The organism is Cryomorphaceae bacterium (assembly GCA_007695365.1).
Taxonomy (GTDB): domain Bacteria; phylum Bacteroidota; class Bacteroidia; order Flavobacteriales_D; family SKUL01; genus SKUL01.
Map to the genome: position 1 here is coordinate 19,830 of REDV01000086.1, position 15,592 is coordinate 35,421.

Here is a 15,592-nt window from a genome sequence, read left to right on the forward strand (position 1 = left end):
ACGCCTTATGTATGGTCTGCGCGATTTAGCCCGCTTTGGAGTTATTCTCCCGGTTCTCTTGCTTTCATTGGAGACCGCTGCTCAGGCACCCAAGTACAGTAACGAGTTTCTCGCCATTGGGGTGGGTGGCCGCGGGCTCGCCATGAGTGGAGCGCAGATTGCTTCGGTGAATGACGTTACGGCCGGATACTGGAATCCGGTGGGATTGCTCGGCATACAGGATAAATTTCAGGTGGGTGCTATGCACTCGGAGTATTTTGCAGGTATCGCAAAGTACGATTACGGCGCCTTTGCCAAGCCCATTGATTCTACCTCAGCCATTGGAATTTCCATTCTGCGGTTTGGGGTGGACGACATTCCCAACACCACCCAGCTAATAGACGCCAACGGAAACATTGACTACGACCGCATTACCAGTTTTACCGCTGCCGACTACGGTTTTCTGCTTTCCTACGCCAAGAAAACCGGAATCAAGGGGCTTAGCATAGGAGGTAACCTCAAAGTGATTCACCGCGTGGTGGGTAGCTTTGCCAAATCGTGGGGGTTTGGCTTGGATGTTGCAGCCAACTATCACCATAAAGGCTGGATGTTTTCGGCGGTGGCCAGAGACGTGACCTCTACCTTTAATGCCTGGAGCTTTACCCTTGACGATGCTACCGTGGCTGTATTTGAAGCTACGGATAACGAAATACCGCAAGACGGGCTGGAACTCACCTTACCACGACTGATCCTGGGAGTTGCCAGAGAATTCACTTTCAATGACAAATTCTCACTGCTTGGTGAAATCAACCTCGTAAACACCTTCGACGGCCGGCGAAACGTAGTGATCAGTGCCGACCCCATCAGCATTGAGCCGGTGGTTGGTCTAGAGGCAAGTTATCAGAAAATGGTATTTTTAAGGGCCGGTGTAGGTAACATTCAACGACACCTCAACGAATTGAACTCTGAAGAATGGGGCTTCCAACCCAACATGGGGGTGGGCGTCAAAATTAAAAGCATCAGTATTGACTACGCCCTTACCAATATCGGAAATACTTCACAGGCACTCTACTCGCATGTGTTCTCGCTGCGCCTGGATATCTAGTGCCCGTCGGGCGCTCGGGCTTTTCTTCTGGCTGATGCCGCTTTTTGCCTTGGCACAGCCCTTCGGAAACGAGTGGATAAACTACAACCAGCGTTACTATAAATTCAAGGTGTGGGAAGAGGGCGTGTACCGCATTCCCTACAACACCCTGGCCGCTGCCGGCATTCCGCTCGCTACCATTGACCCCCGCACCATTCAGGTGTACAGTCGCGAAAATGAAGTTCCCATTTATGTGCACGGTGAGGAAGACGGCACCTTTAACCTCACCGATTACATAGAGCTCTATGCAACCGGTAACGACGGCTGGCTCGACGTGCTGACCTATAACCAACCACAAAACCACACCAATCCCGGCTATAGCCTGTACAACGACACCATTTACTACTACATCACATGGGAGGAGGGAAACCTGAATAACCTGCGTTACCAGACATTGGCCAATCAGGAACTGGATGATTTGGAGCCCACCCCATTTGTGTGGCGCACTTCCAACCTGATTCTCAGCAACATTTACCACCCGGGCGAAATGGACGTGTGGGGGGCCTCTTCACCACTTTACACTGCCGGCGAGGGCTGGGTGGGATTGCGGGTTGGATTTCCCACAAGCAATGCTGCGAATCCAAGACTTTATCAAATTCCTTCGGGCAATGCCTACACGGGTCCCGGAGCGCCGCAAGCCGAATTCCGAACAACCTTTGCCAGCCTCAACAGCGCCGGAGTGGAACCGGGTCAACCCAACCACCACGTGCAGATTGCCTCCGGTACCGGAAACAACTTCAACAACCTAACAATCGTTTACGACGAAACCTTTTTCGGGTATAAAGTGGTACACCACAACTGGAATGTGCCCAGTTCAGTGCTTGGAAACAACAACTCTGCAGTAGGGTTTCGCACGGTAAACGACCTGGGTGTAGCGGCCGATCAGATTGCAGCGGCAAATATCACCCTTCAATACCCCATGGTTCCCAATCTGGCCGGATCTTCGGGCTGGAATGTGCACATACCATCGGACGGCTCAGGACAATTGCAGCGTTTTCGCTTTGAAGGAATAGGCCAAAACCCTGTGGTGTACGCGCGCGGAAATGCTCCAAGGCGTATCGTGGCTCAGCCCGACGGAAATTTCTGGCAGGTGGGCATTCCTCAAACAGGCTCGGATGTAATACCATGCTACGTGGTGGCCGGCAATGCCATTCAAACGGTAACACAAGTTAAGGCGGCCGGTATTGCAGGTAATGGTATTCTCACCAATTTCGCCACTTTCAACGTTGATTCGGCCTACGTAATCGTAACGCACAATAAACTGCTGGCCGCGGCTCAGACCTACGCAGCGCATCGCAATCTGCGCTTCAATACCTTTGTGGTGGATGTGGAGGAACTGTACGATCAATTTGGAGGCGGAATTGAAAAGTGTGGACTTGCCGTGCGGCGTTTTTCAGACTTCTTGCTCACCAACTGGACCACTCCGCCGCAGTACCTCTTTTTAGTCGGGAAATCCATACGCGAAGCCGTAGGTAACGCCGGCCAGAACGGCGCGCGGAAAGTACCTGCCCATTTTGAACGCAACCTTGTACCGTCGTTTGGCTATCCGAGTAGTGACAATCTGATAACCCGTGGGTTGCAAAACAACCCGGGTTGGGCGCCTGCGCTGCGAACGGGCCGACTGGCTGCTGAAACGCCGCAGGATGTGATAGATTACCTGAACAAGGTGCAGACTTTCGAAAATCAACCCCCGGCAGAGTGGATGAAAAATGTCATGCATTTTGGGGGTGGCGTAAATAATCAGGAGCAAAATACCTTTCAGGGCTTTTTAAATGACTACAAAGCCATAATTTCCGACACCTGTTTTGGTGGGAACGTGCATTCGTTCTTTAAAACTTCGCAGGACCCCATTTCCATCAATCTTTCGGCCGAAATCAGCGACCTGATCAACGGAGGGGTTTCGCTGATGACCTTTTTTGGGCACGCAGGCGGAACCGGTTTCGACCAAAGTATTGACGATCCCAATAACTTCGAGTGGAATGGTCGTTTTCCTTTTCTCATTGGTAATGCCTGCTTTACCGGTGACATTCACCAACCCGGAAGCAATAGCACCAGCGAGAACTTCCTGTTGCTTCAGAACAAAGGAGTGATTGGCTTCTTATCCACTGTAGAACTTGGTTTTGCCAATACTCTCAACGTGTACAGTAAGGAGTTTTACAAACAACTAAGCTCCAAGAATTACGGAGGAACGGTCGGTGACCACATGCGGAAAACCATTCAACTGGTTTCGGGTGAGACACCGGGAATTATGATGCAAAACCAAGTGCTGGGCATGACACTTCATGGCGATCCTGCCATTGTACTCAACTCTTTTCCCAAGCCCGATTACGCCATTTCCGAATCGAGCGTGTTTTTCGACCCGCCCGAGGTCACAGCCATCATGGATTCGCTGACCATTAATGTGGCACTGAAGAATATCGGTAAAGCCACCAATCAGAGTTTTGATGTAGTGGTTGAACGAAAATTTCCCGACAACGGCGCCGATTCGGTGTACGTGGTGAGGGTAGATCACCTCCATTACAAGGACACCGTGCGTATAACCATGCCTGTGCAACCCGAAAGATCATTGGGCATCAATACATTTGATGTCAGCGTGGACCTCCCCTCGGTGGAAGTGGACGAACTCGACAATTTTGGGAACAACGTGGTATTGGGCGTGCAGCTCAACATTACCAGTGGTGGAATTATCCCTGTTTACCCCTACCGCTACGCCGTAGTTGCTGACCCGCAGATCAGCCTGAAAGCATCTACCGGTGATATTTTTGCCTCTGAAACCGCCTATCGCTTTCAGGTAGATACCACACGCTCGTTCAACAGTCCCTTTCTCACCCAACAAGTACTTACCCAAAACGGTGGTGTGATTGAGTGGCCCCTGCCTTTTACCATGACCGATAGCACCGTGTACTTCTGGCGGGTAGCCATTGACGACGCTCCGCTCAATGAGTTAAAGTGGCGTGAAAGCTCTTTTCAATACATACCCGAAAAAACAGGATGGGGACAGGCACACTTTCAGCAGTTTAAAGACAATTTCTTCGGTCAGCTTGTGTACAATGAACCCGACCGACTGATTGACTTTTTCAGCGGAACGGTAAACCTACGCTGCAACGTGCTTGGGAATTCAACCTCACTGAACAATGAAGTTGCACTTGACCTCAACATCATTGAATACGGCGGATGCGCCAATCCTCCGGCTATGCACGTGGTGGTGCTCGACCCTACCACTTTTGAGGCCTGGGGCACTGCGGTTGACGGGCAAAATCCCCAAAACGATTTCGGAAATCAAAATACAGGTTCGGCGTGTAGGAACAGGGTGGAGTACTTCTTTATTTTCAGGCAAAACAATGAGGCGCAAATGCAGGGTTTCTCAGATATGGTGCTAAATGCTGTGCCGAATGGACACTATCTTCTAATCTACACATGGCGTTTTTTGGTTGAAACCAGCCTGTCCAACACCAACTTTTACAACACGATGTCGCAATTGGGCTCTACTGTGAATCCCACTGAGCACGATAGCATTCCCTACATTTTCTTTGTACGCAAGGGCGATGGAGGCTCAGTCGAAGAGATTTTCGGGGCCGATTTAAATGATGTCATTCAGCTCAATACACTGCTTCAGGCTTCGGGAGATGAGGGAGTGATGGTGTCTCCTCCTGCCGGACCGGTAGCTGAATGGGGCTCGTTTCACTACCGCTTTCACCCCAGAGAAAACCCCAGCACCGATTCGGTAGGAGTGCGCTTGAGGGGAATCACCACTAATAATACAGTTTTGGATATTCCGGGTTCTCAAACCTCGGGCTTTTCATTTGATAAACCCGAGCTAAGCAACTGGGTAGATGCATCGGAGTACCCAAGGCTGCGGATCCGCACGCGGCTCAAAGACACCGAAAATCAAACCCCGGCCCAGCTTCGTCGCTGGCATTTGTTGCACGACGAAGTACCCGACGCCGCCGTTAATCCCGCTGCATGGTTTGTGTTTGAATCTCCCGAAGTAGACCAGGGCGAGCAAATGCTGGTTTCCTACGGCATTACCAACGTGAGCACCGTGGATATGGACAGCCTGCTTGTGCGCTATTGGGTGGTGCGCGAAAACAACACCACACAGGAAATTGACCTGCGCCGTATTGCCCCCCTACCGGCGGGAGAAACCATTATTGATTCGCTCATTTTTGATTCGTGGGGACTGTCAGGAAGCAACCAGTTCAGGCTCGAAATCAACCCCATCAACCCGCAAACAGGTCAATTCGATCAGCTTGAGCATCACCGCTTCAATAACTTTTTGCAGGTGGGATTCAAAGTGTCGCGCGATGTGATTAACCCGCTGCTTGACGTCACTTTTGACGGACTGCATATTTTGGATGGAGAAATCGTTTCGGCCAATCCTGAAATCAGCATTTCGCTCACCGACGAGAACATGTTTCTGATGATGAACGAAGACGCCGATACCTCCAATTTTGAGATCTTTATATCACCTCCAGGAGGCGAGTTTGAGCGCCACTATTTTTACCAGGGAGGAATGCCCAATATGCAATGGATACCGGCATCGGGAGGAACTAACCGTTTTCAGATTCTCTACAGGCCGCGCTTTGATCTGGATGGCACACACACACTGTTGGTGCGTGCAACCGACAAATCGGGTAATCCCAGCGGTGAAAAAGACTACCGTATCAGTTTTGAGGTTATCAATCAAAGCACCATTACCGATGTGCTTAATTACCCCAACCCTTTTTCTACCAAAACACATTTTGTTTTTACGCTCACCGGCTCAGAAGTGCCCGACTACATAAAAATCCAGATTATGACCATCTCCGGTAAAATTGTGCGTGAAATCACCCACATGGAGCTGGGGCCCATCAGGGTGGGGCGCAACATCACCGACTTTTACTGGGACGGTACCGATATGTATGGCGACCGGCTGGCCAACGGCGTGTACCTGTACCGCGTTATTGCCAAAATACACGGGCAAAGCATCACCAAGCGCGAAACGGGCGCCAGTCAGTACTTCAGGCAGGAGTTCGGAAAAATGTACCTTATCCGATAAATGAGTACATTGGCGGTTCAACTGCAAATTACTCTACCATGCGTTTATCTCAAGTTGCACTCTTCTTCGCCGCAGCTTATCTCATTGGTTGTACCCCAAGCGAAACCCCGGAAGATATTCTGAAAAAGAGCCGTCAGGTTATTCTGGATCAAACAGTCTTTACCTACGATTTTCAATACCTCGCCAAATATTTTGACAATACCGATACGCTCAATGTAAATGGCAATGTGGTACTTTACCGCGTGCCCAGCGACAGCACCCTGGGCTACCATACGCGCATAGCAAGTACAAATCAACAGGGTGGCCTTACTGAGCATTATTTCAACGGGCGCGAGTGTACCATCGTAGACCACGAGCAGCAGAGTGTGTTGATTGACAGCCCTGACTCGAATGGTACAGGTGTACCCGGTGCGGGGTTTATTTCCGGCAACTACATATCAGGGGCCCTTTGCAGGGTTCTTACTGCCGAGGATCCTTTTAATATGCAAAATGATGATGTTTCATGGAACTACTTAGGATTGAAGGAGATATCAGGTGAGCCTTGTCATCATTTTGAAGGAACAGACCCCGATCAGGGTGACTACGCAGATTTCGTAACGACTTACTTTATCAGCGCATCGTCGTATTTGCCCGTGCAACGAACCTTCAGTGTGCGCTATGTACCTGAAGACACCTATCAGTACAACGAGCTCACGATGCGCTTTAACCGCACCCCGGAAGAAGGTGCGCTCAACAGTGTTGCGCAGGCAAACTACCCCGACCACTACCAGGTAAATTACTACAAGGCAACTGACTACAAGGAGGTACCCTTGTTGGAGGTGGGAACAAAACCCGCCAACTTTACCTTACCCATTATGCTGGGGGAGGGCAACATAAGTCTGGAGGAGCTCCGGGGAAAGATTGTATTACTCGACTTTTGGTACGTATCGTGCGCTCCTTGCAAAAAGGCCATCCCCCATTTGCAGGCCTTGCATCGCAAGTACGCCGGTAGTGATGTGGTGGTTCTGGGAGTGAATCCGGTGGATGCCGACCGAAGTGACCAGGAACTGCAAAAGTTTTTTGGTATCTATGGTATGACCTACCCCAATGTACTCGATTCCGGAAGGACAGCTACAAGCCAGATGAACGTGCGCGCCTATCCAACCCTTTACCTGCTCGACCGTGAGGGTAAGGTATATTGGAGCCACGTGGGCTTTTCAGAAGAAATGATGGCTATGGTGGACGAGAAGGTGGTGGAACTATTGGGTCAAGCCTCTGAGTAATTCCCGATATTGCGTTGACTTGTGGCCGCACAAATGACACACACGGCGCAAGTGGCGACAGAAAATATGAATCCGTTCGCTAGATAACGAAAACCCACACAGGTTGCAGTTGAGCCTGCAGACAGATGTAAGCAGGGAGATTTTAGAAAATAATACCGATGATAAAAACACTCAAGAAGATCGTTCCTTCAGGAATGAAGAAGAGGATTAAGCTCGCGATGCTTTCGGGAAACAAGGTGAATTGCCCGTTCTGTGGTTTTAACGCAAAAGAATTGGCGCCCATTGGGTTAGACTCTAAAGTTTTGAGAGAAAAACAAGTGATTGGCGCAGGTTTGAGAAATGCCGGTTGTTACAAATGTGGATCTTCAGACAGGGAAAGGTTAATTTATGTTTACCTCAAACATGTCCTCAAGGTATTTGACAGCAAGAACTTGAGGATTTTGCATTTCGCACCAGAGAAAAACTTGTCTAATCTGTTGAGCCAGATTGGATTCGAGAAATATGTCTGCGGAGACTTGTTTACCGAGGGCTACAATTACCCCCACTACGTTCAGAATATGAATGTTTTAGACATTCCCTTCGAAGACAATTCGTTTGATTTCGTCATATGCAATCATTTACTTGAACACGTGCCGAATGATGGAGATGCCATGAAAGAGTTGTTTCGGGTTTTAAAGCCGAATGGAAGAGCAATTCTGCAGGTGCCAATATCGAGTAATTCTGAATCAACATTTGAAGATTTTTCCGTAACCGATCCGAAAGAAAGGGAATTGGTATTTGGTCAGTTTGATCATGTACGGATATACGGGCAGGACTACGCAGACAAACTGCGTGCAGTAGGCTTCAAAGTTGAACGCGTCAACATTTCGAAAAAATATGAGAAATACGGGTTGTGCATGGATGAGGACATTTTTCTTGGAATGAAATAAATCTTTTGACCTTCTGCCCCCTCTGTGTACCCTACTCCAATACTCCTCTCCACCAACCTACCCCCCCACCACCTCCGCAAACACCGGCTCATTTAATAACATGCCGCAGGTGAGCAAAGCAGTGGTAGTAACGCCCTTGATGCCGTGCAGATGCACATACTGACCGGTAAAAAACAGATTGGGGATTTTGCTCTGCGGTGATACAAAAGCGCGGTGTGGCTGGCGGTAATCTTTGAGTTTTCCGTAGGCTGCACCACGGGGTACATTCAGGTAATCTCGCAGGGTGAGCGGGGTGGCCGTGTGCCAGCTTTGAATGGCATGCTTAAAACCCGGAAATCGCTCATTGACCGCGTTGATCAATCGCAAGCCGCGCTGATGCTTAAAGTTTTCGTAGTCGTCGCCGCGACCTGAGGGCTGCGCCGTGGTGTTGAAAGAATCCTCCCATTGGCGCACCTCATCGTAGTGCATGTACGCCAGTACCGTGGCGGCCACCGCGTGGGGTTGTGCCGGCGACACCGCCGCAGGGTACAACAGCCAACTGTCGGGCCATTGGGCTTTGTGGTAATTCACCGCCGACCACACATCAGGGCGGCTGTAGTGGTAGTAATTTCGCGTCAGGTAGGGAAAAGTACCAGGCTTAAACACCACATAAAGGGCAAAAAACGACGTAGTTTCGGGCACATCTGCAATCCGCCTGCGATAAGAAGCCCGCAGCGCACCCCCGCGCAACAAGGCAAGGGCCTTTTCCGGCGCAAAATTGGCAATCACATACTTCGCCTCAAACACATCTCCATCAGCCGTTTGCACCCTTCGAACCACTCCGTTCTCCACCTGCAGTTCGCTTACTTCTTTTCTGCGGAAGAGCGCACCTCCCCTGCTCCGTATTCCGGCAGCGAGGTGTTTGGCCATTTGGGCTCCGCCGTCAACGCATCGCCACGCGCTCTGCAGGTAGCTGTTCACAATGAGCGCATGCTGGTGGAGGGGCGTAACTCCACCCAAGCCGCCGTAAAGAGGGATGTTGCCGGCAAGCACTTCGCGCAGCTTTATATTGCTTGTAAGCGACGCTATAAAAGCCTGGGCATCGGTGCGCATGGCTTCAGTATTGAGCGCCTCCCAGGAAGTTTCGCGCAACTGATTGGCGTAAAAAGAGTCGCTCACTTCCTTCAAGACGTCCACATAGCGCTGAATGGAGACACGCTCTTCCGGGAAAAACTCCGCCAGTCGGTTCACAAAATGTTCGCGTCCCTGGGCAAGCGGGTACTCACGCGGATCGCCGTCAAAACTGATTACGTCAAATGCATCGGTATCCAATCGCTCCAACTTCAGGTGCTCCATCAATCCGAAGTAGGAAAAAATGCGGTGCAATGGCTCGCCTTCGTCCAGCTCACCTATGTAATGCACCCCCGTGTCAAACAAGGTTTTATCACGACTGAACACCTGCAAACATCCACCGTATTGCACATTTTTTTCAAGCACACACACCTTCATGCCGCGACCTGCCAGGTAGTAGCCACAGAGCAAACCGCCAAGTCCCGAGCCCGCAATCACCACGTCGTATGTGCGGTCATCTTCCATCTTTTGCGCGAATTAGGTACACCACATTGGAGGTAAAGCGGGTGTTGTCAACAACCTCAACCGTGGCACCGGCTTGTTCGGCCACTCCGGAGATAAAGTCGCGCGTTACAAAACACAACTCATTCCGGTTCATTTTGTTAAAACCAATATTGGTTGATAGAAATTCCGTGAGCCAGGTACCGCGCTGCCTTTCTTCGAGGGCGGCATCCGCATCGCGCACCAGTATCAGCCCGCCGGGTTCCAACCCCCCAATACAAGCTTCCAGCACCCTTTGCTGATCTTCGGCCGGGAGGTAGTGTAACACATCGGCCAGCACGTATGCGTTTGCACGCGGCAGGGGGTCGGTGAGTACGTTATGGACTTCAAAGCGGAGATTCGGCGTGGGAGTGGATGTATTATTGGCCACCGCAATTTTTTCTTCGTCGTGATCCAGGCCTATAACCGTGCGCTCGTGGGAAGTCCAAGCGAGAATGTGTGCCAGGAATCCGTATCCGCAGCCAATGTCCACAATGGTTCCGCTTTGGGGCAGGTGCTCGTGAAAGAACCGGTAATTGCCTTCCATGCGGGTTTTGATGCGCGTGTACCACTCCAGCACCGGCCCTTTAAGGATGTAGTTTCGCAGCAACTGGTCGCGAAAGTAATCCGGCGACTCCCACTCCTTGCGCAAGGTGGCGTAGCGCTGCTTAAAATGGCGGGCAATGCTTTTGGTGCGTTCCTGATATGTGTCGCCCCAACTGCGGTCAGCGAAAGGAATGCGCGGTTCAATCAGGCGGTGAACCATGCCGTTTTTCAGCAGGTATGAATCGCCCTTCGGCATGGAGTAATGACTTCCGTGAAAAATGATGGGCACGATGTCAAGCTTCAACTCTTCCGAGAGATAAAAAGCTCCCTTGTGAAAACGGTTCAGGTAGCCATCTTCCGTGCGCGTTCCCTCCGGAAAAACCACAATGGAGCATCCCTGTGCCACGAGTTCCCGCAACCTTGGAATAAAGCGTTCGTAACCATCGTTCACGTGAAAATAGCCGGCATAGCGCACCGCCCACCCAAATACGGGCGAGTCGTACACCCACTTTTTCACCACCATCACCATATTGGGGTGAATATTGAGCGTAATCAGGATATCAATGAAGCTCTGGTGGTTGGCAATCACCACGGCCGGTTTGCTGAAGTCCTCGTTGTGCGGATTGAGGTAGCGACGGGGCACGTTCACCATGATGGCTGCGAGTGAGCCAAGAAAGGTACCCATCAAGCCTCTGAAAAACCTTCGCTTGCGCTCATTGCCAAATGGGAACAGGTGTAAAAAAAGCATCACCACATTCAGCACCAGGCACCCCACAAAAAAGTAGGTGAGCGAAAACACGCCAAGCACCAGGTTGATGATGTTGACAGGTACCAGTCCCCGTTCCTTGCGGTCTATCATTGCCCAGCGAAAAAGCATGGGCTGCAAAGTGTAGGCAATCAACACCATGCTACCGATTCCGACCAAGGACATTCCGGCGATGGAGCGCAAAGCAGGGTGTTGGGCGAAAATCAGCACACCCACGCCCACGGTGGTGGTAAAGGCCGACATGAAAATGGAATTCTTGTAGGAAACGAGCTCATCGCGCCCGTACTTGAAATGCTGCATCATACTCCGCGAAATAAAGATGCTGTAATCAATGCCCAGACCGAAAATAAAGGTTGAAATGATGATGTTGAAGATATTGAATTGCAGTCCGAAAAGCTTCATAAGACCCAGGGTCCACGTCCACGCAATCATCATGGGCAAAAAGGTAAACAGGGCCACTTCTATTCTGCCATAGGCGATAAGCAACACCAGAAAAACGATCAGTAGCGACCACTGTACCAGTCGCTCAAAATCCTGCGACACAAAGGCAATGATTTCGTTGGTGATGTGCTGTTTGTCGAGCACCATCACTCCGCTCACACCCGCCGCAAGCTGTGTAATCTGTTGTCTCCACTCTTGCTCGGTGCGCACCACGGTTACCAACTGAACGCGCTCATCTTCGCGATGCACAAAATGCCGAAACAGCGGAATGCTCGCCCACTCCACATAATCCGGTGGGCTGTACGATTCTTTTGCCCGCCGGAAAAACGTTTCGTAAGCACCATCGCGCATTCCCAATTCCATACCGGCGCGGTTCATTTCCTGTGAAAGAAATGTGATGTATTCCGGCGTCATGCGGGCATCCCACCTGGCTTTGCGTCGTAAGGCCTCTTCGGGAGTGGGCACAATCGACACAAATGACGCGAGGGCCTGCAGACTTCCTTCGGGGCTTTGGCTCTTTAACTTTTTCTGAAGCGCATACGAAGTTTCGAGGGCTTGCTGCCAGTTTTCACCTTCAGAAACGAGCAATACATTTTTAAGCGATGCCGTGCTGATGCGATTCAGGTTTTGCTCTGCACGATCCAGTTCGGGCGTGGTGTAGTTCATTTTCAGAAGGTCGCCTTCAAAACCCACTTCACCCGGCAAAAAGTAGAGCACCCCGGTGAGCAGCAGCACACCCATTACCACCCAACGGCTTTTATCGGGACGCAAAGCATTGAGCCGGTCAATCATGCTGTTGCGCCGGGATTCGTGCAGTTGCATGCCCTGCGATAGAAAATGTGGCAGAAGCAACAAAGCCGTAGCCGCTCCCACCAGCACACTTACAGCCGCAAAAATGCCCAGGTTCTTCATGGCCGGTGCGTGCAGTGTGAGAAGTGTAAAAAAGGCGGCGGCCGTGGTAACCGAGCTCAGAAGCGTCGGCTCTGCGAGGTCGTGAATGGTCTCTTCCACTTTGCCTTTTGACCTGAAATGCGTGAACACATGCAGCGCATAATCTACGCTGATTCCGAGCAAAATTGAACCAATGCCCACCGCAATGAGCGAAACCGACATACCGAGCCAGGCAAAAACCGCCAGCGCAGATGCTCCTCCAACAAGCGAAGGAATCAGAATCAGCGCAAACACGCGGATACTGCGGTAAAACAGGAATATCACCACGAGAAGCGCCGCCGCCGCCAGTGAAACCGTAAAAAAGATGTCGCGCTTGATTTGGGCCGCATTCACCGAAGCTGCCAGTGGTGCTCCAAACATTTCGAGGACCACACTTCCATGGGTCAACTCGTTGGTTTTTTTGGCAACTGCCCGTAACGAGTCGTAAAGCGCTGTGTTGAGCTGCGAGTCGTTGGCCGGAAAAGCCGGTTGGGCGAAAAGTACGAGATGGCGTTCATCCGGCGACATTAAAAAGCCGTCCACCAGCTCTAGTTGTTCATCCAGGTTGAACTGGTTGAGTCTGTTAAGCACCCTAAGCCCAAGTCCCAAAGGATCGGCCACCACAAAGCGCGAGGTAAGAAAACCTGAATGCGAGGTAATCTGGCGATGGTTTGCACGCGCCTGACTGCGAATCGCATCGGGGTGCTGCAAGGAATCGAGGTAGGCATAATCTGCATCTGTGAGCAGGAAAGGCAGCTGATCCATGATCAGGTCATATAGCCTTCCGGCATCGCCTTCATCCACCCGCATGGGTTCATCTTTGAGCAATTGAGGTTGGAGGGGTTCCAGCCACATAAGAAGTTCTTCGGCCACGTCGGCAAGGTGCATTTCGGCAGAAGAATCAGCCATCAGGTGGAGCACCACCCTATCTGAAAACACGGCGGCATCCAGCGATTTGAGCACGCTTTGCGCGCGCTGGTCAGCAGGAAGCAGGTCGGTTACATCCTCTGAGAAAGAGATTCGCTGAATACTCCACAGAGCAAGGCCTGCCCATGCCAGCAGCAGCAAGGCCAGCAACCATCTGCGCGCGCGAAAAAAACGGTATATCGCTGTGAACAAGGCTCCCATCCATCAGCTTTTGAGAGGTTCTTTGCGAAAGAGCAAAAAGAGCAGATACAAGAGCAAGCCCACTGCTATTCCCGCAGTCAACGAGAGCATAACCGCTCCCAACAGGTACTGGCTGAAATGAATACCGATATCCGCTACGCTGATTTCCGTGGAGAACTGCAGAGGCCGCTCCGAGGTATCAATCACCCATCCGCCCATCATGTAGCTTCCGTAGATGATGAATGGAATCATGGGCGGGATGCTGATGTTGGATGCCAGGAGCACCACTACCTTGTTGAAGCGAATGAGATGGGCCACAAAAGCCGCCACCAGCATCTGGTAACCCCAAATGGGGAAAATTCCCATAAAAACCCCAAAGCCCACTTCGGCGGCGAGTTTGGCGTTGCTGGCTTTGGTTTTCAGGAGGTTTTTGTTGAGAAAGGCTTTGATGTTCGTCCAATTCAGGGAGCGAAAAAAAGAGCGCGGGTGGTGGTAGAAAAACGCCAACAGTACCAATATGGTATTCAACACGCTGATTCGCGCAAAATCGTGAAACGGCCTGAAGTGCGTAATGCGCGAGCCATCGGTGTGGTAAATCACCGATACCGGCACCGACACGATGCGTACTCCGCGCCATGCCAATCGCACCAGCACTTCTATCTCAAACTCGTATTTGCGGGTGTGAAAGCGCATGCCACTGATGGGTTCCAGTGGATACAAACGATAGCCAGATTGCGTATCGGGCAGTTTCTGAAAGGTTTCCACATAAAACCAGAAATTAGAAAAGCGGTTTCCAAAACTGCTTTTTCCGGGTACACCTTCCTGGTCCATATTGCGCGCACCCACAATCATGCTTCCCGGATGCCGGGTTACTTCCTCCAGAAATTTGGGCAGGTCTTCCGTGAGGTGCTGCCCGTCGGAGTCTATGGTAATGGCATGGTGGTAGCCCGCTTGCCACGCCGCCCGAAACGCGTTTCGCAAAGCCATTCCTTTACCCTTGTTGCGGTCGTGATGCAGCACGAGAAAAGTATCCTCATAGGATTCGAGTAGCTGACGCGTATCATCGGTGGAGCCGTCGTTCACAATGACCACACGGTGGGTTTCGGCGGCAAGGCGCTCCAGCAGAGCCGGTAAAAAGGGGGCATTGTTGTACGTTGGAACCACGATGCAGCAGTCGGCTGCCCGCAACATGCTATCCAGCACGGAGGTCATTCCTTGAGCAGACCTTTGAACTTGAAGCACACATCACCGTTAAACCAGGTGCTGCTCATCACTTTCACCGTTCCGTCTTCAAGGGTTTCGGTTTGCACTTTCACCTCCAGCTCATTGCCCTGCCGCGGGTCAACCACAGCGGTAAACTTCAAATCGGTCCCTTCCAGCACGCGAAGATCTCTGCCTGTAATAGCCGAAACGGCATCCACCACCATCTGCATGTGACAAACACCGGGCAAAATGGGCGATCCGGGAAAATGGCCGCCAAAAATATCGTGGGCAGCGTTCAGGCCAAAAAAGGCAATGTGGCCCGAGGATTCACCGTCCACATCTACCTTGTGCAATTCGTATAGGTCGTTTAACAACACGGCTAAAGTAAAGCGGTAAAGGTACGTTTTAGAAATGTTTTGGTGAAGATGAAAAGCAAGGCCGGCATTCCGCGAAATTCTGAACCTATCGCAGGGGCTCAGGCTTAAACACTTCTGCGGAAACAGGCTGGTTATACACCTGATTAGAGAAACGATACACGGTAAAATCGCCGTTGGCGGCTGTCATCCTCATTTCACGTACGCGGTAATCATCGCCGAAAAAAAGTTCCATGTGGCTAACGTGTTCGGCCATCGTGCGATCGGTGGGCGTCATGCGCAC

At 51.2% G+C, this 15,592-nt stretch carries 9 protein-coding genes; 4 read left to right on the forward strand and 5 right to left on the reverse strand.

Features of this window, described 5'->3' with window-relative positions:
- Positions 1 to 43 precede the first annotated feature (43 nt).
- From EA392_08025 to EA392_08040, 4 genes are all read left to right on the forward strand, one after another.
- The gene (locus tag EA392_08025) at positions 44 to 1,084 is read left to right on the forward strand and encodes a hypothetical protein (protein ID TVR39013.1); all 1,041 of its coding nucleotides are present in this window, start codon (positions 44 to 46) and stop codon (positions 1,082 to 1,084) included.
- On the forward strand, positions 1,056 to 6,161 hold the full coding sequence (locus EA392_08030; protein ID TVR39002.1) for a hypothetical protein: 5,106 nt from the start codon (positions 1,056 to 1,058) through the stop codon (positions 6,159 to 6,161). Before EA392_08025 ends, EA392_08030 begins: the two co-directional genes overlap by 29 nt.
- Positions 6,162 to 6,199: 38 nt before the next feature.
- Positions 6,200 to 7,423 carry a TlpA family protein disulfide reductase gene (locus EA392_08035; protein TVR39003.1) on the forward strand — a complete coding sequence of 408 codons (1,224 nt, stop codon included), beginning with the start codon at positions 6,200 to 6,202 and terminating at the stop codon, positions 7,421 to 7,423.
- A 158-nt stretch (positions 7,424 to 7,581) separates the two neighbouring features.
- Positions 7,582 to 8,352, forward strand: coding sequence for an SAM-dependent methyltransferase (locus EA392_08040; protein ID TVR39004.1), 771 nt, complete (start codon positions 7,582 to 7,584; stop codon positions 8,350 to 8,352).
- Positions 8,353 to 8,409: 57 nt separating this feature from the next.
- Here EA392_08040 and EA392_08045 read toward each other — a convergent pair whose 3' ends face one another.
- The 5 genes from EA392_08045 to EA392_08065 all read right to left on the reverse strand — a co-directional run bounded on the left by EA392_08045 (position 8,410) and on the right by EA392_08065 (position 15,586).
- Positions 8,410 to 9,927, reverse strand: coding sequence for an NAD(P)/FAD-dependent oxidoreductase (locus tag EA392_08045; GenBank protein TVR39005.1), 1,518 nt, complete (start codon positions 9,925 to 9,927; stop codon positions 8,410 to 8,412).
- Entirely contained in the window at positions 9,917 to 13,753 is a 3,837-nt protein-coding gene (locus EA392_08050; protein TVR39006.1) for a methyltransferase domain-containing protein, read from the reverse strand. The genes EA392_08045 and EA392_08050 overlap by 11 nt, the downstream gene beginning before the upstream one ends.
- 3 nt (positions 13,754 to 13,756) lie before the next feature.
- Positions 13,757 to 14,944 (reverse strand): DUF2062 domain-containing protein, encoded by a 1,188-nt coding sequence (locus EA392_08055; protein ID TVR39007.1) that lies wholly within the window; start codon positions 14,942 to 14,944, stop codon positions 13,757 to 13,759.
- Entirely contained in the window at positions 14,941 to 15,309 is a 369-nt protein-coding gene (locus EA392_08060) for a hypothetical protein (GenBank protein TVR39008.1), read from the reverse strand. Before EA392_08060 ends, EA392_08055 begins: the two co-directional genes overlap by 4 nt.
- 88 nt (positions 15,310 to 15,397) lie before the next feature.
- Positions 15,398 to 15,586 carry a hypothetical protein gene (locus EA392_08065; protein ID TVR39009.1) on the reverse strand — a complete coding sequence of 63 codons (189 nt, stop codon included), beginning with the start codon at positions 15,584 to 15,586 and terminating at the stop codon, positions 15,398 to 15,400.
- Between the last annotated feature and the right edge of the window lie 6 nt (positions 15,587 to 15,592).